Source organism: Teichococcus coralli (genome assembly GCF_009829925.1).
Classification (GTDB): Bacteria; Pseudomonadota; Alphaproteobacteria; order Acetobacterales; family Acetobacteraceae; genus Pseudoroseomonas; species Pseudoroseomonas coralli.
Genome location: NZ_SNVJ01000004.1, coordinates 34736 through 54307 on the forward strand (window position 1 = coordinate 34736; position 19572 = coordinate 54307).

19 protein-coding genes are annotated in these 19572 nt (G+C 72.8%); 7 read left to right on the top strand and 12 right to left on the bottom strand.

The annotated features are described in order from the left end of the window. Positions 1 to 4 precede the first annotated feature (4 nt). The 3 genes from E0493_RS05725 to E0493_RS05735 are packed head-to-tail and all read right to left on the bottom strand — an operon-like array spanning position 5 to position 2784. Positions 5 to 1033, bottom strand: coding sequence for an Ldh family oxidoreductase (locus E0493_RS05725; protein ID WP_160935974.1), 1029 nt, complete (start codon positions 1031 to 1033; stop codon positions 5 to 7). A 6-nt stretch (positions 1034 to 1039) separates the two neighbouring features. Further along, a complete protein-coding gene (locus E0493_RS05730) occupies positions 1040 to 1789 on the bottom strand; it encodes an MBL fold metallo-hydrolase (RefSeq protein WP_160935975.1) in 750 nt (249 codons plus the stop codon). 5 nt (positions 1790 to 1794) lie between these two features. Beyond that, positions 1795 to 2784 carry a Bug family tripartite tricarboxylate transporter substrate binding protein gene (locus E0493_RS05735; RefSeq protein WP_160935976.1) on the bottom strand — a complete coding sequence of 330 codons (990 nt, stop codon included), beginning with the start codon at positions 2782 to 2784 and terminating at the stop codon, positions 1795 to 1797. Between the two features lie 162 nt (positions 2785 to 2946). Between E0493_RS05735 and E0493_RS05740 the strand changes: the two genes are divergently transcribed. Further along, positions 2947 to 3873, top strand: coding sequence for a GntR family transcriptional regulator (locus E0493_RS05740; RefSeq protein ID WP_160935977.1), 927 nt, complete (start codon positions 2947 to 2949; stop codon positions 3871 to 3873). 129 nt (positions 3874 to 4002) lie between these two features. Here the strand turns inward: E0493_RS05740 and E0493_RS05745 are convergent, their stop codons facing one another. Both E0493_RS05745 and E0493_RS05750 read right to left on the bottom strand, forming a co-directional pair. After that, positions 4003 to 4779, bottom strand: a complete 777-nt coding sequence (locus E0493_RS05745) for an SH3 domain-containing protein (protein ID WP_160935978.1) — start codon at positions 4777 to 4779, stop codon at positions 4003 to 4005. Beyond that, the gene (locus E0493_RS05750) at positions 4776 to 5069 is read right to left on the bottom strand and encodes an SWIB/MDM2 domain-containing protein (protein ID WP_160935979.1); all 294 of its coding nucleotides are present in this window, start codon (positions 5067 to 5069) and stop codon (positions 4776 to 4778) included. Before E0493_RS05750 ends, E0493_RS05745 begins: the two co-directional genes overlap by 4 nt. A 142-nt stretch (positions 5070 to 5211) precedes the next feature. Here E0493_RS05750 and E0493_RS05755 point away from each other — a divergent pair, with 142 nt between their 5' ends. Further along, entirely contained in the window at positions 5212 to 5637 is a 426-nt protein-coding gene (locus tag E0493_RS05755) for a hypothetical protein (RefSeq protein WP_160935980.1), read from the top strand. A gap of 134 nt (positions 5638 to 5771) precedes the next feature. On the opposite strand, the gene E0493_RS05760 is transcribed toward E0493_RS05755, so the two are convergent. Next, a complete protein-coding gene (locus E0493_RS05760; protein WP_160935981.1) occupies positions 5772 to 6575 on the bottom strand; it encodes an OBAP family protein in 804 nt (267 codons plus the stop codon). 142 nt (positions 6576 to 6717) lie between these two features. Between E0493_RS05760 and fhuF the strand changes: the two genes are divergently transcribed. The 3 genes from fhuF (at position 6718) to E0493_RS05775 (ending at position 11295) form a co-directional block, all read left to right on the top strand. Then, on the top strand, positions 6718 to 7455 hold the full coding sequence (gene fhuF, locus E0493_RS05765; protein ID WP_160935982.1) for a siderophore-iron reductase FhuF: 738 nt from the start codon (positions 6718 to 6720) through the stop codon (positions 7453 to 7455). Between the two features lie 89 nt (positions 7456 to 7544). Next, positions 7545 to 9368: a CocE/NonD family hydrolase gene (locus E0493_RS05770; protein WP_160935983.1), complete on the top strand. Its 1824-nt coding sequence runs from the start codon at positions 7545 to 7547 to the stop codon at positions 9366 to 9368. A 202-nt stretch (positions 9369 to 9570) separates the two neighbouring features. Then, positions 9571 to 11295 (top strand): hypothetical protein, encoded by a 1725-nt coding sequence (locus tag E0493_RS05775; RefSeq protein ID WP_160935984.1) that lies wholly within the window; start codon positions 9571 to 9573, stop codon positions 11293 to 11295. Positions 11296 to 11320: 25 nt separating this feature from the next. Here the strand turns inward: E0493_RS05775 and E0493_RS05780 are convergent, their stop codons facing one another. From E0493_RS05780 to E0493_RS05795, 4 genes are all read right to left on the bottom strand, one after another. Then, on the bottom strand, positions 11321 to 11833 hold the full coding sequence (locus E0493_RS05780) for a flavin reductase (protein ID WP_202396937.1): 513 nt from the start codon (positions 11831 to 11833) through the stop codon (positions 11321 to 11323). Positions 11834 to 11923: 90 nt separating this feature from the next. Continuing rightward, positions 11924 to 12868: an MYG1 family protein gene (locus E0493_RS05785; protein WP_160935986.1), complete on the bottom strand. Its 945-nt coding sequence runs from the start codon at positions 12866 to 12868 to the stop codon at positions 11924 to 11926. 22 nt (positions 12869 to 12890) lie between these two features. Continuing rightward, the gene (locus E0493_RS05790; protein WP_160935987.1) at positions 12891 to 13541 is read right to left on the bottom strand and encodes a flavin reductase family protein; all 651 of its coding nucleotides are present in this window, start codon (positions 13539 to 13541) and stop codon (positions 12891 to 12893) included. 165 nt (positions 13542 to 13706) lie between these two features. Continuing rightward, positions 13707 to 14816: an NAD(P)/FAD-dependent oxidoreductase gene (locus tag E0493_RS05795; RefSeq protein ID WP_160935988.1), complete on the bottom strand. Its 1110-nt coding sequence runs from the start codon at positions 14814 to 14816 to the stop codon at positions 13707 to 13709. Between the two features lie 155 nt (positions 14817 to 14971). Between E0493_RS05795 and E0493_RS05800 the strand changes: the two genes are divergently transcribed. Further along, positions 14972 to 15970, top strand: a complete 999-nt coding sequence (locus E0493_RS05800) for an SDR family oxidoreductase (RefSeq protein WP_202396938.1) — start codon at positions 14972 to 14974, stop codon at positions 15968 to 15970. Positions 15971 to 16129: 159 nt separating this feature from the next. On the opposite strand, the gene E0493_RS05805 is transcribed toward E0493_RS05800, so the two are convergent. Both E0493_RS05805 and E0493_RS05810 read right to left on the bottom strand, forming a co-directional pair. Next, positions 16130 to 17500, bottom strand: a complete 1371-nt coding sequence (locus E0493_RS05805; protein ID WP_160935989.1) for a hypothetical protein — start codon at positions 17498 to 17500, stop codon at positions 16130 to 16132. A gap of 100 nt (positions 17501 to 17600) precedes the next feature. Continuing rightward, entirely contained in the window at positions 17601 to 18296 is a 696-nt protein-coding gene (locus tag E0493_RS05810) for a GntR family transcriptional regulator (RefSeq protein ID WP_160935990.1), read from the bottom strand. Between the two features lie 141 nt (positions 18297 to 18437). On the opposite strand from E0493_RS05810, the gene E0493_RS05815 reads away from it, so the two are divergent. Next, complete coding sequence (locus tag E0493_RS05815; protein ID WP_235913617.1) at positions 18438 to 19502, top strand: 4-hydroxythreonine-4-phosphate dehydrogenase PdxA; 1065 nt, start codon at positions 18438 to 18440, stop codon at positions 19500 to 19502. Positions 19503 to 19572: the final 70 nt, after the last annotated feature.

Genomic DNA, 19572 nt, shown 5'->3' on the forward strand with positions numbered 1-19572 from the left:
GCGCTCAGGCCGCGGCCAGCGCTTCCACCGCGCGCAGATCGGCCGCGGCCACCGCCACGCCCTCGCGCCGGCTGCGGGCATAGGTGGCCATCTCGCGGTCGCCCGGCGCCATCACCGGCGCGGACGGGTCGGCCGGCGGCGTGCCGCGCAGGATGCCGCCGAAATCCGCCATGCGCTCCTGCAGCCAGTCCTGCGCCTGCATCCGCTTGGTGTCGATCAGGATGAAGACGTGCCCGAGGTTCTGCGCCACGCCCGGGTTCTTGTCCCAGGCCTGCACATGGGTCAGGTAGGCGGCGCCGGAGAGCAGGCCCGCCAGCAGGTCGATCATCACCGCCAGCCCGTAGCCCTTGTGGCCGCCGACCGGCAGCAGGAAGCCCTTCAGCGCCTTCACCGGGTCGGTGGTCGGCTGGCCCCCGGCGTCGGTCGCCCAGCCCTCCGGCATCGGCGCGCCCTGCTCGGCCAGCTTGCGGATCTTGGCGCGCGCCGCGACGCTCAGCGCCATGTCCAGGATGATCGGGTCGCCGCCCGGATTGGGCATGCCGATGCCCATGGGGTTGTTGCCGACCCGCGTGTCCTTGCCGCCCCATGGCGCGATGGTGGTGGTGGCGTTGCTGGCGATGAAGGAGGCGAAGCCCTCCCGCGCCGCCAGCCAGGCATAGGGCAGCACCGGGCCGAAATGGTTGCTGCCGCGGGCGAAGGCGGCGCCGATGCCGACCTCCCGCGCCGACTCCGTCGCTGCCCGCAGCGCCCGCATGCCGACCAGCGTGCCGACGCCGTTCCGCCCGTCCACCATGCTGAGGCCGGGCGCCACGCGGCTGACCGCCACCTCGGCGCCCGCGTCGATGCCGCCCAGCCTCACCCGCTCCAGGTACTGCGCGACGCGGCTGATGCCGTGGGTGCGCAGGCCGAACATGTCGGCCAGCACCAGCACCCGCGCCGCCTCGGCCGCCGCATCCTCGGGCATGCCGCCGCGCGCCAGCGCGCGGGTGGCGAGGGCGAGGAGCTCGGCCTCGGGAATCTTGGTCTCGGTCATGGGGCCTCAGTCGCAGCGGAGTTCGAAGCGGGTGGTGTGCTCGATGTCCTCGCCGAACCAGGCGGCGATGGCGGCATCGCGGGTGCCGACATAGTCGGCGCGCCCGTTCTCATCGAGGCGCAGGGTCAGGTCGTGGCCGGGGATCACCAGCGTGCCCGGCACCTGGCGCCACAGCTCCCAGATGGCGGCGATGGAGCGGGCGGTCGCCGCCTCGTCCTCGCTCATGTCGGCCCGGCCGCAGAGCAGCTCGGCACGGTTCTTGGCGGCGTCGCCGGTGAAGATCACCGGCGTCTCATTGGCCGTCAGGTGGAAGACCAGGCAGCCGGGCGTGTGGCCGGGCGCCAGCATGGCATGCAGCCCGGGCAGGAACTCCTCGCCGTCCCTGATGCGGCGCACCTCCGGGTTCTGGTTCAGCGCGGCGACGTAGAGCTCGGGCAGCGGGTCGAAGCCCGGCGGCTGCGCGGCGGCCCAGCGCAGCTCCTCCTCGCCGATCCAGACCGTGGCGCGCGGGAACAGCGTGAAGTTCACGGCATGGTCGTAGTGCGCGTGGGTCAGCACCACATCGGTGATGTCCTCCGGCTTCACGCCCCGGGCGGCGAGCTGCCGCGCCAGCGGCTTGCGCACGCCGAAGGCGCCGACATCAATGAGAATGCAGCGGCCCTCGCCGCGCAGCAGGGCGATGGTGCTCCAGCCCAGCCCGCCATGGCAGACGGCCTTGCCGGGAAAACCCTGCACCAGAACGTCGATGCGATACATTCGGCTCAACCCTCGACGGTGATGTTGGCGTCCTCGATGATCTTCGCGAACTTGGTCGCGTCCTCCTCGACGAAGCGGCGGAAGGCGGCGGGGTCGAGGCGGCGCGGGATGATGCCCTGTTCCATCAGCTTGCGCTGCAGCGCTTCGTCCTGCAGGGCGGCGTCGGCGGCGCCGGCGAGCTTGTCCATCACCGGCGCCGGCAGCCCGGCGGGGGCGAAGAGGCCGAACCAGTTGATCAGCTCGTAGCCCTGCATCCCCGGCGCGCTGCCCAGCGGGGCGACGTCCGGCAGCTGCGGCATCGGCTTGCCCGAGGTGACGGCGACGGCGCGCAGCTTGCCGTCCTGGATCAGCGGCAGGGCGGCGCCGAGGCTGCTGAAGCTCATCGTCACCCGTCCGGCGGCCACGTCCGTCACCGCGGGCGCGGAGCCGCGATAGGGCACGTGCAGCACGTCGGTGCCGGCCATGTGGTTCATCAGCTCGCCCGCCAGGTGCTGCGGGTTGCCGATGCCGGAGGAGGAGAAGGAAAGCTTGCCCTTGTTCGCCCGGGCATAGGCGATCAGCTCGGCCGGGTTGCGCACGGGCAGGCTGGCCGGCACGACGACAAGGCAGGGCACGGTGCCGCAGAGCGCGACCGGCGCCAGCTCCTTCGCCGGGTCGTAGGTCATGCGCTCCTTGTAGAGCGCCGGGTTGACCGCCACCTCGCCGGCCGCCGCGAAGAGCAGGGTGTAGCCGTCCGCCGCCGCCTTCGCGACCGCCTGGGCGGCGATCATGGCGCTGGCGCCGGGGCGGTTGTCCACGATCACCGGCTGGCCCAGCCGCTTTTCCATCGGCGCGCCGACCAGGCGGGCCACGATGTCCACGCCGCCGCCGGGCGGATAGCCGACCAGCGCATGGACCGGGCGGTCCGGGAAGGCCGGTTGCGCCCGCGCCGGGCGAAGGCCGGCGGCCAGCAGGGCGGAGCCGGTGGAGACGGCGAAATGGCGTCGGGTGAGCATGGGCGGGTCTTCCTTGGTCCGACGGGCAGGGTGCGGTCCGCTGCTCCGGGGTTCATTTCAGGGGAATGAATTGCATAATGAGCATTGTAAATGCAATTATGCAATCACGGCTTCGCAAGCCCGCGCAATCTGGCAAGATCGGTGGAGATGGAATCAGAGCGCATGCCCAAGGCGGACCCGCGCGCCTCGGCCGGCGTGGCGGCGGAACTGGCGACCGCCATCGCGGGTGAGATCGGCGCCGGAATGATGCCGCCAGGGACGCATCTTCCCGCCCAGCTGTTGGCCGACCGCTTCGGCGTCTCGCGCTTCCCGGTGAACCAGGCGCTGCGCCTGCTGGCCGAGCAGGGGGTGGTGACGGCCGAGCCGCGGCGCGGCTTCTTCGTCGCCGAGCAGGGGCGACACACCGCCGAGGCGCTGGCCGGGCGCGGCGCACGGGACCCGCTCTCGCGCATCTACTTCGCCATGGCCGAGGACCGCGTGGCCGGCCGGCTGCCGGATTCGATCTCCGAGGCGGCGCTGCGCGAGCGCTACGGGCTGAGCAAGGGCCAGCTCGCGCAACTGCTCGACCGCATCGCCGCGGAGGGTTGGGCGGAGCGGCGGCCGGGCTATGGCTGGCGCTTCTCCTCCGTGCTGACCACGCCGGACGCGCTGGAGCAGACCTACCGCCTGCGCCTCGCCATCGAGCCGGCGGCGCTGCTGGAGCCGGGCTACCGGCTCAGCCCGGAACTGGCCGCCCAGTGCCGGGCGGTGGAGGAGCACATGCTGGCCGGCGGCATCGAGGCCGCCTCGGCTGACGCCCTCTACGAGCGGGGGGTGCGCTACCACGAGGCCATCATCGGCGCCTCGGGCAACCCTTTCATGCTGGACACGCTGCGGCGGGTGAACCGGATCCGGCGGCTGCTGGTCTATCGCTCCCTGACCGACCGGCAGCGCTTCCACCGCCAGGCGCGCGAGCACCTCGCCATCCTCGATCTCCTGGAGGCCGGGCGGAACGCCGATGCGGCGGAGGCGCTGCGGGCGCATCTGCGCACCGTGGTCGCCAGCCTGCGCGGCATGCGTGGCCTGCTGGAAGCCCGGCCCGGCCACTAGAGCATTTCCCGTTCGCCCTGGTTCACGGGAAATGCTCTAGCGGTTTGTTTTGACGAGCATCTTCACCCGTTCCGATGATGCCATCGGAACGGGATCTGCTCTAGGAGGCGAGGCCCGGCGGTGCCGGCCTTAGCGAGCCACCAGGCTGTCGTGGAGCCAGCCCCAGGGCGCCGCATCGCCGACCTGCAGCCATCCGCCCGGCGCCTCGGCGAAGACGCGCAGCGTGGTGCCCTGCTCGACCACCCGCAGCACCGTGCCGCCACCATTGGGATGGGCGCGCAGGTTGCCGTTCTGGCGCAGCGTGACGCGGCGGCCGCCGGGTGCCGGGGCGGGGGGTGCCGTCCCACGCGCCGCCCCGGGCGCCGGCGCAGGCACCGTTTGCGGGCGGAGGGGCGGGGTGGGCGGTGGCGTGGTTGGCGGTGGCGCGGCCTGGGGAATGCGATCCGGCACCGGCGGCATCAGCGGCGGCGCGCCGGGGCGTTGTCCGGGCTGCGGACCGCCTCCGGTGTAGCAGCGGTTCACCATCTCGACGAAGACGCGCGAGGCGGTGGTGCTCGACGTGGCGACATGCTGCTCGACGGCCGGGCGGCCTTCGCCTTCCGGCGTGACCACGGCGACAAACAAGGTGAAGAGGCTTTCGCCCCCGCCCGGCTGGAGGTTCACCTGGCCGCAGACGGCGCTGCTCTGCCCGACCGCCTGCCGGTAGACCTGCACGCCGCGCAGCGCGACAGGGCCGCCGGCGGTGGACCGCAGCGCCTCTTCCGCCGCGCGGCGCGCAGGGGCGGCCGTGGGAGCCTCGGGCGTGTCCTTCGCCGGCGGATCGTCGCAGGCGGCCAGCGCGGCGAGCAGCGCCAGCCCCGCCCCGACTCGCCGGATCCGGCCTTCCGCCCGCGGCGTCCGACTCACTTCAGGTGGTTGGAAAGGTGCTTGTTCATCTCGAACATGGTGACACGGTCCTTGCCGAACACCTTGCGCAACTTGTCGTCGGCGACGATCTCGCGCCGGTTCTCCGGGTTCTGCAGGTTGTTGGCCTTGATGTAGTCCCAGACCTTGCTGACCACGTCGCCGCGCGAGAGCGGTTCGGCCCCCACGATGCCGGCCAGTTCCGGCGAAGGCTTCAGCGGCTGCTGGAGCGCGTTGGGCTTGTTGCCTGGCTTGGGCTTCTCAACAGCCCCTTGGTCCTTTTTGGCGGGCATCTTCCAACCTCCGTTAAGGTGACGGCAGGGGAGGAACGCCGGGAAGGCGGCTCGGATGCAGCTTTCCTTGCAGTCCTTCGCCGGACAGGTGGAGCGCGGCCTTTCTCGCCTTGCCCGGGCGGCCGTGATAGGCTTGCCCTCCATGCCCATCCGCCCCGAGTTGCGCTGGCTCTACCCCATTGATTGGGCCCAGCTCAGCCACGCGATCCGCTTCGGCCGTGCCGGAGGGCGCTGCGAGCGCTGCCGCCGCCCGCATGGCGCCGTTGTCCGGTGCCTGCCGGATGGCCGCTGGCGCGAGGCGGAGGACGGCCGCTGGCGCGATGGCGACGGCCGCCGCTGCGCCGCCGTGAAGGTGGAGGAGCTGGCGGCCGCGCGCAGCAGCCGGGTGGTTCTGGCCGCCGCCCATCTGGACCATGACCCGACCAACAATCATCCGCGCAACCTGCGCAGCCTCTGCCAGCGCTGCCACATGTTGCACGACCGGCCCCACCATCTGGCACAGCGCCGCCTCACCTATCGCCGCCGATGGGCACTCGGCGATCTTTTCACCGGGCCCTACTGGCGCTGAAGAAGGTCCGGAAAATGGCTTCCCCGGGGCGTGTTTGAGTCGCCCGCGCCGGCGGCCAGCGCGGCCCCGGAGCTGACAAAAGGAAGATGGCGGTTCGGGGGAATTCCTTGCCCCCGACCTTTCACCCGGCCGCCTCAGCGACGGGGTGCCTGGTTCTTGAGGTCCATCTCCTCCAGCCGTGTCTGCACGGTCCGGCCGCTTTCCCAGGCATTGGCGCCCGGAACGGGGCCGGGCATCGGGATGTCCTCCCGCTGCCGGCGCCGCTGCTCCGAGGAAACGCCGAGCCGGCCGTCGCGCGCCGCGACCATCGCGGGGTCGACCTGTCCGTCCCCGGTGAAGCCCATCATCAGCTGCGGAATGCCGTAGGGGAAGTCGTCCCGGTCGACCTGCCAGGTGTGGAAGGTCTTGCCATAGGTGGTGACGAGGTCCTTGAAATAGGCGTGCTCGGCCAGCTCGGGGATCCCGGGGGCCATCAGGGTGCCGGACCTCACCTCGTAATGGTGGCTGTGCCAGAGGCGCTTCTCCGCCGCAGGCAACGAGCGGAAGCGTTCCTCGCTGATGATGTACTCGATGCCAATCAGCCGCGCGTCGGGGCGGTTGGAGTCGAAGATCACGCATTGATGCAGGTCGTGCTGGAGATGGATGCAGAAATGCGTCGCCTCCACCTGGCGGCCCATGTCGTCGGCATAGAAGTGGAAGCCGTTGAGGTAGGTGCTCATGGCCTCCAGCGGGTATTTCCGCTGCATCGCGCCTGCCGCGGCGTCGAGCAGGCGGTGCTTGAGCGGGTGGCCCCGGCCGACCTGCGCGGTGCTGACCGCCTTGCGGCCAAGCATCACGCCCGCCGCCGCCGCCACCCCGGCGGCCACGCCCAGGCCGATCGAGCCGAGCAGGCCCATGCCAGAGCAATGCGGGCAGGAAGCGCCGTGCAGACGAGTCATGGTCCGTCCCCCTCTCCTCGTGCGGCGGTAACGTGCGGTTGGGGGGAAGTTTGCCGGCCGGCGCTCCCAGGACTGGACGCGATTGAGAATTAGTGTCAACAAAACCCGTGACCCCGCCGCTGCGACTGGAGTCCCGCCGCCGATGATCCCGGACTTCGCCCCTGCTCTTGCCGGGCCGCTGGCCTTCGCCCGGGACTGCCTCGTGCCGCCCGATGACGCGCGCCCGGCGATTCCCTGCGCCATGCTCTGCGAGGCCGGGACCCTGGCGGACATCGCCGCGCCCCTCGCCGGCCGCTTCCCGCGGCAGGAGCGGCAGGCCAGCTTCTCCATGTGGAGCCAGTACTACTTCGCCCGGCTGATCTATCCCGTGCTCGGCGCCAGCCTGCTGCTCGGGCGCGACCTGCCGTCGCGGGCGGAGGACATGGCGCTGATCCTGGGGCCGGACGGCGCGCCGGCGGCCTTCCGCATCGCCGATGCCGGGCGACCCTGCGCGCAGCCGCAGGGCTGCCGCCGCTTCGCCGGGCTGCTGCGCGGCCATCTGGAACCGATCGTCCAGGCGCTGAGCGAAGCCAGCGGCGCCTCGCCGCGGCTGTTCTGGTGCAATGCCGGCATCCGCTGCGACCATGTGCTGCGCCTGCTGCAAGGCCAGGTGGACACCGCCCCCGCGCAGCGCCTGCTGTTCGGCCTGCCGCACTGGGCGGAGGAGGGAAGCGAGGCGGCCCGGACCAATCCCCTGCCGCAGACCGTGCGGCAGGTGGATGAGGATGGCACCCCCGCCGTCCGCCGCCGCGTCTGCTGCCTGCGCTACCGCCTGGCGGAGTTCGAGACGGGCTGTCCTTCCTGTCCCCTGCCGGCGGTGCGCAAGCGGCACCTGCACTGAGCCCGGCGGAAATCTCCGGCCGCAGTGGCGCGCCGTGCGGGGCGGTGGCCTAAGCTGCCCCGCCGCCCAGGCCGGAGGATGAGTCGCCGATGCGCCGAGACGAGTTCATGGTTTCCTGCCGCGATGGCGTGCGGCTGGCCACCGACGTCTACCTGCCGGAAGGGGCGGGACCCTTTCCCGTGATCCTGGAGCGCACGCCCTACGGCAGGCGCGAGACCTCCCGCGCCGAGCGGACCGCCGCCGAGCCGGAGCCCGCGACGCGCGAGGCCGTCGCCGCCTTCTTCGCCGAGGCCGGTTATGCCGTGATCTACCAGGACTGTCGGGGACGCTGGGGCAGCGAGGGAAGCTTCGAGAAGTATCTGGCCGATGGCGAGGACGGCTACGACTGCTGCGCCTGGATCGTCGCGCAGCCCTGGTGCAACGGGCGCATCGGCACCATGGGCCTGTCCTACGCGGCGCATGCCCAGGCCTCGCTGGGCTGCCTCGATCCGCCGGGGCTGGCGGCGCAGGTGCTCGACTCCGGCGGCTTCTCCGATGCCTGGCAGGGCGGCATCCGGCGCGGCGGCGCCTTCGAGCTGAAGCAGGCGAGCTGGGCCTTCAACCAGGCCCGCCTAGCCCCGGAGACGCAGGCCGACCCGGTGCGCGCCGCCGCCTTCGCGGCCGAGGACCTGCGCGCCTGGTTCACCCGCTTCCCCTGGAAGCCCGGCCACTCGCCGGTGCGCCACGCGCCGGACTACGAGGCCTATCTCCTCGAGCAGTGGCGCCAGGGCGCCTTCGGCGACTACTGGAAGAAGCTCGGCCTCTACGCCAAGGGCTGGCACGACCGCTATGCCGCGGTGCCGAGCGTGCACATGTCCTCCTGGTACGACCCCTATCCGCGCACGGCCACCGAGAACTATTGCGGCCTGCGCGATGCCGGGCGCGGGCGGCCCTCGCTGATTCTCGGCCCCTGGACGCATGGCAACCGCTCGCAGACCGCCTTCGGGGAGGTCGAGTTCGGCCCCGCCGCCACGGTGGATGCCTGGGCGGGCGACTGGCTCCGCTTCCGCCGCCGCTACTTCGACCGCTGGCTGAAGGATGAGCGCAACGGCGTGGAGGACGACCCGCCGGTGCGCGTCTTCGTCATGGGCGGCGGCTCCGGGCGGAAGAACGCCGAGGGCCGGCTGGAGCATGGCGGCCAGTGGCGCAGCGCCGCCGACTGGCCGCTGCCCGGCACCCGCTTCACGCCCTTCCACCTGCACCGCGACGGCGGGTTGCGCGCGGCGAAGCCGGCCTCCGGGGCCACGCCGCTTTCCTGGCGCTCCGACCCGGCCGACCCTGTCCCGACGGTGGGCGGCGCCATCACCTCGATGGAGCCGGTGATCGCCGGCGGCCCCTATGACCAGCGCGAGCGGCCCGGCATGTTCGGCCATCGCGCGCCCTACCTGCCGCTCGCCTCCCGCCCGGACGTGCTGGTCTTCCAGACCGAGCCGCTGGCCGAGGACGTGACGGTGATCGGCCCGGTGGCGGCGCATCTCTGGGTGGCGACCGACGGGCCGGATGCCGACGTCACCGCCAAGCTGATCGACGTGCATCCGGCCTCGGCGGACTACCCGCAGGGCTTCGCCATGAACCTCTGCGAGGGCATCCTGCGCCTGCGCTACCGCGCGGACCCGGCCGATCCGAAGCCGATGGTGCCGGGGCGGGTGGAGCGCGTGACCGTCGCGCTGTTCCCCACCGCCAACCTGTTCAGGGCGGGGCACCGCATCCGGCTGGACATCGCCGCCAGCGAGTTCCCGCACTACGACATCAATCCCCAGACCGGCGAGCCGGAAGGCGAGGGGCTGCGGACGCGGGTGGCGGTGAACACGCTCTGCCTGGATGCGGAGCGGCCCTCGCAGGTGGTGTTGCCGCTGCTGCCCGCCGGCGCTTGAACCGGCCGCGCGGCCGGCGGGCTGCGCCGCCGTCGAGCCATCGTGTAGTGCCGATGCCGCCTGGGCCAGACTACCCAGGAATGTTGCGACCGCACAGCGGCCAGGCCTCCATCCCGGCCGCCGGCGGCATTGTGGCTTGGCTGCGGGGCGATGGCGCGAGGCGCCGGCGCGGCACCGCGCCGGAGAGGAGGGGCGGAGCTGCGTGGCCAATCGTCTTGAACCTGCGGGCAGCGCCGGAGCATCCGCCGACGCGTCCAGGACGGCGCGGCTGCGCGCCGGCGCCGCATCGGACTGGCTGCCGGTGATCCTCCTGGCGCTGGGCGTCGTCGCGCTGGCGCTGCCGGTCCTCACCACCCCGATTCCGCCGCTGCTCGATTACCCCAACCACCTGGCGCGGCTCTGGCTGGAAGCCGGCGGCGCGGCGGAGCCGCCCTTCGACCGGATCTACGCCGTCGACCTTGCCAGCGTGCGGACCAACATCGGCATCGACCTGCTGGCGGCCTGGGTCGGGCCGCTGCTGCCGATCGAGCGCTTCGGCCAGCTGCTGGTGCTGGCGGCGGTGGTGCTGCCGCCGCTCGGCGCCGCGCTGCTCAACCGCGCCGTCTTCCGGGGCAGCCACTGGTGGCAGGTCGGGTTTCCCTTGCTGGCCTGGAACTGGACGCTGATCGCCGGTTTCCTGAACTTCCAGATCGGGCTTGGGCTGGCGCTGCTGGCCGCCGCCGCCGACGCGGCCCTGAGCCGCCGCGCCGGACCGGCCGGGATGTTCCTGCTGCGTGCCGCCTTCGCCGTGCTGCTGCTGCTGACGCATGCCTTCGCCGCCTTGTTCTATGCGGGCCTGCTCGCGGCCCTCGCCCTGGGCGGCGGCTGGGACTTCCTCCTCTCCCGCGCCCGGCTGGTCCAGGGCGCCTGGCGCGTGGCCCTGGCGGTGCTGCCGGTCGCGCTGCTGGTCGTCCTGGCGGGGCTCTCGGCGCCCGCGCTGCCCGGCGCGCAGGAGGACCCCTCGACCCAGACCTCCTGGGAAGGCGGCTTCAGCCTGTACCACAAGCTGGTGACGTTGTTTTCCGCGATCGGCGCCCACAAGGCCGTCTACGACGTGCTCTGCGTCGGGCCGTTCGCCGTGCTGGCGCTCTGGGCGCTGGCGCGGCGGCGGCTGCGCGTCCATGCCGGGCTGCTGCTGGCCGCGGTGGCCTTTCTGGTGCTCACCTTCGCCGTGCCGCCCAAGGTCGCCGGGACCTATTTCGTCGATGCGCGCTTTCCCCTGATGATGGTGCTGACCGGCGCGGCGGCGCTGCGGCCGGACCTGGTGGCGCCTGCCTGGCCCCGGCGCCGCGCCGCCGAGGCCCTGCTCGCCGGCATGCTGCTGGTGCTGGTCGGGGCGCGGGCCGCCTGGGTCGGCAGCGTCTGGCACGAGCGGCAGGCGGATGTCGCCGCGCTCCGCCGTGCACTGGCCCCGGTCGAGCCGGGGCGGGCGGTGCTGCAGGTGACCCATGCCATGAGCGGGCCGGCGCGCCGGACGGCGCCGCGCGGCCGCTACTACGGCGGCAGCGGCCCCATGCTCTACGAGCACCTGCCGGCCCTGGCGGTGCCCTGGCAGCATGCCTTCGTGCCGATCCTCTTCGCCTCGCGCGGCAAGCAGCCGCTCCGCGTGCTGCCGCCCTGGGACGAGATCGCCGGGCCGGACAACACCACCGCCGTCTCTGTCCACCGCCTCGCCGATGCCGAGCACGCGGCGCTGCCGCCGAACACGGATTATGTGCGGGCCTGGCGCACGCGGTTCGACTATGTCCTGGTGCTGAACGCCGACCAGCCGGACAGCGAAGGGCCGGTGGCGATTCCGGCCGGCCTGGAGCTTGTGGCCGATGAGGGCTTTGCCCGGCTCTACCGGGTCCACCCGCCTGCCGGAGCCGCGCCCGGCACCACGCGGTGAGCTGCGGGCGGGCCGCGCGGGGGGGCTACTTCCCGGCCGGCGCGGCGCGCGGCGTGACGAGCTGGTGGTAGGCGCGGCGGAAATAGACCAGCCCGTCCGGCTCGCCCTCGGTCACGCGCAACCCGACCACCTCGCCGAGAAAGACCGTGTGCGTGCCGGCCTCCACCGCCTGGGTCACGCGGCAGTCGCAACAGACCGGAGCCTCCTCCAGCACCGGCGCGCCGGTGACGAGCCGCCCCCAGTGGCCCATGGCGAAGCGCGCCTCCATCTCCTCCTTGCTGTTGGCGAAGAGGCCGGAAAGCTCCTGGTGCGCGGCGGCCAGGATGTTCACGCAGAACACGCCATTGGCCTTCACCAGCGCGTTCAGCCGGGCGGACTGGTTGATGCAGGTCAGCAGCGTCGGCGGGCTGTCGGTCACGCTGCACACGGCGCTCGCCGTCATGCCCGCGCGGCCGCCGGGACCGTCGGTGGTGATCAGGTTCACCGCCGCCGCCAGGTGGGACATCGCCGCCCGGAACGACTGCTGGGTCACGCTCATGCTGCTGCCTTCCATTGCCTGCCGCCGCGGGGGCGGCGCATCCATGTCAAATGCTGGGGCGGGCAGGCCGGGCTGCCAAGCCGCGCCGCATCAGCCATGCCGCGCCGCCATGGCCGCGCGTGCCATGGCCAGCGCGGCCTCCCGCGTGCGGGCGCTGCCGATGAAGCGGCGGGCATGCACAAACACCGCGCCGGGAATGCCGCAGGCGGCCTCCAGCGTCTCGCCCTGCAGCCCGGCCCAGGGCTCGGGCAGCGGCAGGCGCTGGGCGAAGCTGCCGCGCTCGGGCGGCATGGCCTCCACCATCCAGTTGCCGTTCGGCACGGGGTAGATGGCGTAGAGCACCGGCCAGCCATGGCGGAAGACCGGCTCCTGCCAGGGCAGCTTGGCGTCCAGCACCAGCAGGCGCGGGTCCTCCGCCATGGCCTGCGCCGCCACCACCACCGCCTCGGCCGCCAGCCTGGCGCGGATGGCGGCGGCGCGGCGGCGCAGCACGCCTTCCGCCAACGCCGAGGCCTCCAGGAAGGCGGCGTCCTCCGCGGCGGCGTCGCCCAGCGCCGGGGAATCCCAGGAAGGGTTGAAGTCGGCTACCAGCCCGGCCAGACCGAGCACGCCCTCGCGCGGGCCGATGCCGTTGTCGATGGCGTCCACCTTGCGGATCACCGTGGCGTCGATCTCGGCCGCCACGGCGGCGGCCATGCCGGCGGCGCCGAGCGGCGCCAGCAGGGCGCGGGCGGCGGCCTCGCCATGCTGCTGCCAGACCAGCCCGGCGGCGCTGAAGGGCAGCCCGTCCGGCCGCTGCGGCGCGCCGCGCTGGTGGTGGTCGAAGCGCCCCGTGGCGGGGTCGTGGATGCCGCCCACGTCGAAGGCGATGGCGGCCGCGGCGATCACCGCGGGGTCCCGCGTGCGGACCAGGCGATGGTCCTCCCCCGCGCGGCCGAGGCCGAGCGCCAGGCGCAGCACTGCGTAGGCCAGCGCGTCGTCGCAATGGAAGCTGCCGCTGTGCGTCGCCAGCACGGGCGCGGGGGCAGGGGTCATCGTCTCGCTTTCACGGGAAACATCAGGCATCGGAAGCATCGGTGCGGGCGGTGAATTCGGCCAGGCTCATGGTCGGCAGGTCGAAGCGGTCGCGCGTGCGGGCATAGCCGTGGCCGCCCATGCGGCCCACCGCGTCCAGCACCGCCGGGTCCACGTGCAGGCGGTCATCCACCGCGTCGGCGCGCAGATGCGCGTGCACCACCTCCCCCAGCACGATCTCGCGCGAGTTGCCGATCTCCAGAAAGGAGTGCAGCCGGCATTCCAGCGCAGCCGGCGCGGCGGCGATGCGCGGGCTGGCCACCGCCACACCGGGCACAAGGGCGAGGCCCGCCCGCTCCAGCTCGTCCACCTCCGGCGGGAAGGGCACGGCGCAGACGTTCATCGCCTCCACCAGCGCGTCGGAAACGATGTTGACGGTGAAGCAGCCGCTGGCGCGGATATTGCGGCCGGTGTCCTTCGGCGCCCCGTCCGGGCGGAACTCGATGCCGAGCGCGACAATGGCCGGATCGGCCGAGAGGCAGTTGAAGAAGCTGTAGGGCGCCGCGTTCGGCCGGCCCTCCGGGTCCACCGTGGTGACCCAGGCGATCGGGCGCGGCACCACCGTGCCGATCAGCAGCTTGTAGCGGTCCCGCGGCGAAAGCCGGGCGAAGTCGAAGCCGACACTGTCCGTCATATGCTGCCTTTGCCTTCCCGCGCGCAGCCCTGTCCAGAAGGCCGGGGAAAGGAATTCCCCCGGACCCCCATCTTCTTTTTGTTGGCCTGGGGCTGTGCTGGCTGCCCGTGCGGAAACGCGAAGAAAAAAGAAGGGAGCCTGGGGGAATTCATTCCCCCAGCCTTCTCAGCGCCGCAGCGGATCATAGGGTGCGAGGGAGATCTCGGCCTCGCCCTTCAGCAGGCGTTGCGCCAGCAGTCGCCCGGCATAGGGGCCGATGGTTAGGCCGCTGGCGCCCAGGCCATTGCCGATCACCAGCCCATCGACGCCTGCCACGGGGCCGAGCAACGGCTTCAGGTCGGGCGACATCGGCCGCATGCCGATGCGCATCTCGTGCAGCGTCGCGGAAGCCAGTCCGGGGGCGATGCCAAGCGCCTGCTGCAGCACCTGCAGCACGCCCCCGGCGGTGAGGCGGTGGTCGAAGCCCGAGCCGGCCTCGCGCGTCGCGCCCACCACCACGCGCGAGTCGTCGAAGGCCAGCAGGTAGTGGCTGCTCATCGGCAGCAGCACCGGCCAGTCGCGCGTCTGCATTCCCGGCAGCAGGAGGTGCAGGATCTGCCCGCGCTGCGGCACCACGGCGAGGTCCAGGCCCAGCGGCGCCAGCAGCGGCGGCGCCCAGGCGCCGGCCGCCAGCAGCACCGCATCGGCGTGGAACTCGCGCCGCCCGGCGCGCACTCCCTGCACCCGCGACACGGTGCCGACGAGCCCGGTCACGGCGTCGCGGTGCAGCTCCGCGCCGCGCCGGATGGCGGCGCGCAGCAGGGCGGCGGCCAGCAGCCGGCCATCCACCCGCGCCGCGCCGCTCAGATGCAGCGCCGGCTCATCCGGCCGCAGCGGTGGAAAGAGGCGACGCGCCTCATCGGGCGAGAGGCGGTGCAGCGTGCCGGCCTCGGGCGCGGCTTCCATGCGGGCGCGGGTGCGGGCTTCGGCCTCCGGCAGCCCGCCATCCTCGCCGGCGACGATCAGCGCGCCGACGCGACGGTAGCCCAGCTCCGCCTCGCCATCCTCGGCAAGCTGCGCCGCCAGGGCGGGGTAGTCGCGCGCGCCACCACTGGCGAGCCGGTACCAGTCCGCATCGCTCACGGCCGAGCGCCAGGGGCAGACGATGCCGGCCCCGGCGGCGGTGGCGCGGCCTTCCAGCATGGGGTCGAGGATGGTCACCTCGGCGCCGCCCGCCGTGAGATGATAGGCGGCGCTGGCGCCCAGCACGCCCGCGCCGACAACGATCACCCGCATTCCATCCGCTCCTGCCTGTTTCCATCCGCTCCGGCCCGATCCTGCGCCGCGTCGCGCCTGCTGCAAACCCGCTCGGCCAGGCTCCTGCAAGGGGCGGGCCAGCAACCCGCGCCGCCCCCTTGCGGTTCACTCACCACCCCAGCCCCGGAGCGAGCATGATCCAGCGGAACCTGAACGGCGCGACCGTCGTCATCACCGGCGCTTCCAGCGGCATCGGCCAGGCCACCGCGGAAGCCTTCGCCCGCCGCCATGCCCGCCTCGTCCTGGCGGCGCGGGATGGCGCGGCCCTGGAGGAGGTGGCGGCGGGCTGCCGCGCGCTGGGCGCCGAGGCCATCGCCGTGCCGACCGACGTGACCGATGCCGGGGCCGTGCAGCGGCTCGCCGAGCGGGCGCGGGCCTTCGGCGGCCAAGTGGACGTCTGGGTCAGCAACGTCGGCGTAGGTGCCGTCGGCCGCTTCCACGAGACGCCGATGGCGGCGCATGAGCAGGTGATCCGCGCCAACCTGATCGGCCACATGAACGACGCCCATGCGGTGGTGCCGATCTTCCTGCGGCAGGGGCATGGCACCTTCATCAACACCATCTCGCTCGGCGGCTTCGCGGCGGCACCCTTCGCGGCGGCCTACAGCGCCAGCAAGTTCGGGCTCAGGGGCTTTTCCGAAGCGCTCCGGGCCGAGCTGGCGGCCGAGCCGGGAATCCGGGTCTGCGACGTCTATCCCGCCTTCATCGACACGCCGGGCCTGCTGCACGGCGCCAACTACACCGGCCGCGCCCTTTCGGCGCCGCCGCCGGTCTATGACGCCCGCCGTGTGGCCGAGACGATCGTCGGGCTTGCGCGCCACCCGCGCGACATGGCGGTTGTCGGCCAGGTGGTGCACCTGGTGCGGCTCGGGCATGCCCTGGCGCCCAGCTGGATCGCCCGCGCCATGGCGCGCTTCATGGCGGCCTATTTCCGGCGCGCCCGGCCGGCGCCGGTGACGGACGGCAACCTTTTCGCGCCGCCCCGGGTGGCGGGCGGCATCGATGGCGGGCTGCGCGCGCCGCGCCAAAGGGCCGCGGGGCGCTTCCTGGCCGGCGCGGCGCTGGTGGCGGGCGTGGCGGTCGCCATCGCGCTGCTCGACCGGCGCGGCGCAAGGGGGTTGCGGCTGCGGTAAGCGCGGGGGGAGCAGGGTTTCCCGCTCCCCCTTGCATTCCTGCGCCCTCGGATGCCGCTGGCGCCCTCGGCGGCGCGTGCGGATGCCGTCGCGTGACCAAGAGCCGGCAGAAAAAAGGAAGAGGGGGATCCGGGGAGAGTTCCTTTTCCCCCGGCCTTCTCAGCGCATGGCGTCCTGCTCATCGCGCAGGCGCCAGAGCAGGCTGTCGGCCGGCGCCTCCACCATGTCGCGCGTCAGCACCGTGCCGGCGGGAACGGCCCGCCGCAGGCGCCGGCCGACGGCCATGTAGTAGGGCAGCGGCGCTTCCGGCCCGGGCGCGGCGGTCGGACGCAGCAGCGGATCGATGCCCGGCACGGCGTGGCGGTTGCCCTCGATGCGGAGCTCGTGCCCGGCGGGCAGGTCCTGCGTGGCGCGGCCCAGCAGGTCCACGCGCTGGGCATAGTCCGGCCCGAGGACGGAGTGCTTCAGCCGCCCGGCGGCCAGGATGGAGACGGGCGCCTCGACGCCGAGCAGGTGGGAGGGGTTGTAGATCAGCGCCCGCCGCCGGTCGGCCGAGACGGGGATGCCCTTGCCGGCGAAGAGCGCGCCGGTGCGCGTGTCGGCCAGCTCCACCACGACATAGACGCCGCCGGCGAAGCTGGTCTCGTCCGGCCGGCGCAGCACGTTGAAGACGTCCAGCTTGCCGGGGGCGGAGAGCACGCCGCCGGCCTCGCGCGGGCCGTAGATGTCCGGCAGTTCCACGGTGCGGGCGAGAGGCGCGTGGAAGTCCTCCCGGTCGGGCAGGATGCCGGTGGCGTTGGCGACCAGCGTCATCTCGCAGAAATCCGGCACGGTGCGCAGCGGCAGGCTGGCCAGCAGCTCCGCCCGCGCGGCGACGGTGGCGGCCACCTCCCGGCCGAGCTGCCAGTGGCGCATCATGCCCTTGGCCGGGGCGCGGCGCTCCAGCCAGGAGACCTCCTCGGTCGCCGGGTCGATGACGAAGTCGTACTCGCTGCTCTTGCCGGCGGCGACGATCGGCAGGCCCAGCAGGCGTGCCCAGGAGACCAGGCCGACCAGCAGCGCCGGCTGGTCGCCATCCACCAGGGTGTAGGGCACGCCGGCGGCGGCGGCACGGCGCGCGAGGGCGGGGCCGACCACGCATTCGGCCTCCTTGCTCACCATGGCGACGCCGATGCCGGCCTTGATGGCGGCTGTGGCATGGGCGGCGGCGGCCTCGGCATGGCCGGTGGCCTCCACCACCATGTCCAGCGGCAGGGCCAGCAGGTCCTCCATCCTTTCGCAGAGGGCGACGGCGCCGGCGGTGCGGGCTGCCTCGGCCTCGGCGCGGCTGGCGCAGCGGCGATGCGGCACGCCCATCTCGGTCAGCGCCGCCGAGACGCGCGCCGGGTCGAGGTCGAAGGCGGCGGTGATGTCGAGGCCGCGCATCCGCCGGGCCTGGGCGATCAGCGACAGGCCGAACTCGCCGGCGCCGAGCAGCGCGGCAACCACGGGACGCTCAAGCGCGGGTTGGAACAGGGTCTGGAACTGCATGGCGTTTCTCCCCGGCGCCGTGATGCCGGCGCGCCGTATTCTGCATACAGGATGCAGTATTGCCAGGGCCGCCGCGGCAGTCCAGAGCGGGAAAAAAGGGTCAGTAGGCCTCGCGGATACGCTCCAGCCCGAGGTCGTGATGGCGCCCGATCACCTCCGCCAGGGCTTCGCCGTCCCGCCGCGCCATGGCGGCGGCCATCTCCTCATGCTCCGCCATGGCGGCGGCCCACTTGTTGGCGCCCTCATGGCCGATGAAGCGGATGCGCTTCATCTGGGCCTGCAGGATCTCGTGCATCCGCAGCAGGGTCGGGTTGTCGGCCAGGGTGACGATGGCGGAATGGATGGCCTGGTTGACCTTGAAGTAGGGCAGGCGGTCGCCCGCCGCGTAGCGCTCGCGCAACTGGTCGTGCAGCGCCAGCACATGGGCGATTTCCGCGTCGGTGGCGACGGCGCAGGCGCGCCGGCCGGCGAGTTGCTCCAGCGCCTTCAGCACCTCCATGCTGTCGGCGATGTCCTTCAGGGAGAAGCGGCGGACCACGGCACCGCGGGTGGGCACCAGCTCCACAAGGCCCTCGCCGGCCAGGGTCTTCAGCGCCTCGCGCAGCGGCGTGCGGGAAACGCCCAGCGCGGCGCCGAGCGCCACCTCGTTGATGCGCTGCCCGGGCGCCAGATGGCCTTCCGTCACCATGTCGCGCAGCCGTGTCACCACCTGCCCGTGCAGGCTCTGGCGGGGAATGGCGAAGTCCTCCAGGGGCGCGGCGCCGGCCTGAGGTTCGGTCGAGGCGATGCTGGTCATGGCACCCTGTCTTGTGATCACCGGAAGTATATGGCCCCTTTGGGGGGTGGCTGCGAAGCCTCTTGCGGAGTTTCTGCATACAGTGCACAAAACTCTCAACGCAGACTGGCCCTCCAGGGCCGGCTATCCCGGGAGAGATGCATGCCGGACGCCACCCTTCCGATCCTTGCCCTGGCCATGGGCGACCCCGCCGGGATCAGTCCTGAGCTGACCGCCCGCGTGCTGGCCGAGCCGGAAGTGCGCGCCGCCGCGGGCCTGATCGTCATCGGTGACCGCCGCGTTCTGGAGGAGGGCGCCCGGGTGGCCGGCGTCGCTCCCGCCCTGCGCTTCGTCGCGCCCGACGCGCCGCTGCCGCGCGACCTGGCTGAGCCGGTCTTCGTGGACCTCGGCACGCTGGATCCGGCCGCCATCGAGCGTGGCAAGATCAGCGAGGCGGGCGGCCGCTTCGCCGCCGAGAACTTCCGCTACGCCCTGGCCCTGGCCATGCGCGGCGATGTGGACGCCGTGACCTTCACGCCCTTCAACAAGGCGGCGATGCGGCTGCACGTGCCGGACTATGACGACGAGATCTCCTTCACCGCCCGCTTCATCGGCTTCGACGGCGTGGCCAAGGAGTTCAACGTGCTGGAAGGGCTGTGGAACGCCCGCGTCACCTCGCATGTGCCGCTCTCCGGCGTGGCGCCGCTGATCACCCGCGAGGCGATCCTGAACAACCTGCGCCTGACCGAGGCGGCGCTGCGCGATTCCGGCGTGGCCAGGCCGCGCATCGCGGTGGCCGGGCTGAACCCGCATGCCGGCGACGGTGGCAATTTCGGCCGCGAGGAGATCGACGTCATCGGGCCGGCGGTGGAGGAGGCGAAGCGCGAGCAGATCGGCTGCGACGGCCCCTATCCCTCGGACACCGTCTTCGTCCGCGCCAAGCGCGGCGACTTCGACGCGGTGCTGACCATGTACCACGACCAGGGGCAGATCGCGATGAAGCTGATCGGCTTCGAGCAGGGCGTGACGCTGCTCGGCGGCTTCCCCTTCCCGATCTGCACGCCGGCCCATGGCACGGCCTATGACATCGCCGGAAAGGGCATCGCCCATCCCGGCGCTGCCCGCAACGCGCTGCTGCTGGCCGCCCGGATGGGCGCGGCGCAGCGGCGCCAGCGGCCGGACGCGGCCGGCTCGCTGCTCGAGGCACGGGCCGCCATGGCGGCCTGAGACCCTCGCGGGTGCCGGCCCGGCGCCCGCGCAAGGCCCCGCAAGAGGGCCGGCGCAACGCTTCAAGGAG

Bases quoted from the DNA above. Each gene is read 5' to 3' on its own strand.
- E0493_RS05725 (WP_160935974.1), bottom strand. From the start codon at position 1,033: ATGACCGAGACCAAGATTCCCGAGGCCGAGCTCCTCGCCCTCGCCACC.
- E0493_RS05730 (WP_160935975.1), bottom strand. From the start codon at position 1,789: ATGTATCGCATCGACGTTCTGGTGCAGGGTTTTCCCGGCAAGGCCGTC.
- E0493_RS05735 (WP_160935976.1), bottom strand. From the start codon at position 2,784: ATGCTCACCCGACGCCATTTCGCCGTCTCCACCGGCTCCGCCCTGCTG.
- E0493_RS05740 (WP_160935977.1), top strand. From the start codon at position 2,947: ATGCCCAAGGCGGACCCGCGCGCCTCGGCCGGCGTGGCGGCGGAACTG.
- E0493_RS05750 (WP_160935979.1), bottom strand. From the start codon at position 5,069: ATGCCCGCCAAAAAGGACCAAGGGGCTGTTGAGAAGCCCAAGCCAGGC.
- E0493_RS05755 (WP_160935980.1), top strand. From the start codon at position 5,212: ATGCCCATCCGCCCCGAGTTGCGCTGGCTCTACCCCATTGATTGGGCC.
- E0493_RS05760 (WP_160935981.1), bottom strand. From the start codon at position 6,575: ATGACTCGTCTGCACGGCGCTTCCTGCCCGCATTGCTCTGGCATGGGC.
- fhuF (WP_160935982.1), top strand. From the start codon at position 6,718: ATGATCCCGGACTTCGCCCCTGCTCTTGCCGGGCCGCTGGCCTTCGCC.
- E0493_RS05770 (WP_160935983.1), top strand. From the start codon at position 7,545: ATGCGCCGAGACGAGTTCATGGTTTCCTGCCGCGATGGCGTGCGGCTG.
- E0493_RS05780 (WP_202396937.1), bottom strand. From the start codon at position 11,833: ATGAGCGTGACCCAGCAGTCGTTCCGGGCGGCGATGTCCCACCTGGCG.
- E0493_RS05785 (WP_160935986.1), bottom strand. From the start codon at position 12,868: ATGACCCCTGCCCCCGCGCCCGTGCTGGCGACGCACAGCGGCAGCTTC.
- E0493_RS05790 (WP_160935987.1), bottom strand. From the start codon at position 13,541: ATGACGGACAGTGTCGGCTTCGACTTCGCCCGGCTTTCGCCGCGGGAC.
- E0493_RS05795 (WP_160935988.1), bottom strand. From the start codon at position 14,816: ATGCGGGTGATCGTTGTCGGCGCGGGCGTGCTGGGCGCCAGCGCCGCC.
- E0493_RS05800 (WP_202396938.1), top strand. From the start codon at position 14,972: ATGATCCAGCGGAACCTGAACGGCGCGACCGTCGTCATCACCGGCGCT.
- E0493_RS05805 (WP_160935989.1), bottom strand. From the start codon at position 17,500: ATGCAGTTCCAGACCCTGTTCCAACCCGCGCTTGAGCGTCCCGTGGTT.
- E0493_RS05810 (WP_160935990.1), bottom strand. From the start codon at position 18,296: ATGACCAGCATCGCCTCGACCGAACCTCAGGCCGGCGCCGCGCCCCTG.
- E0493_RS05815 (WP_235913617.1), top strand. From the start codon at position 18,438: ATGCCGGACGCCACCCTTCCGATCCTTGCCCTGGCCATGGGCGACCCC.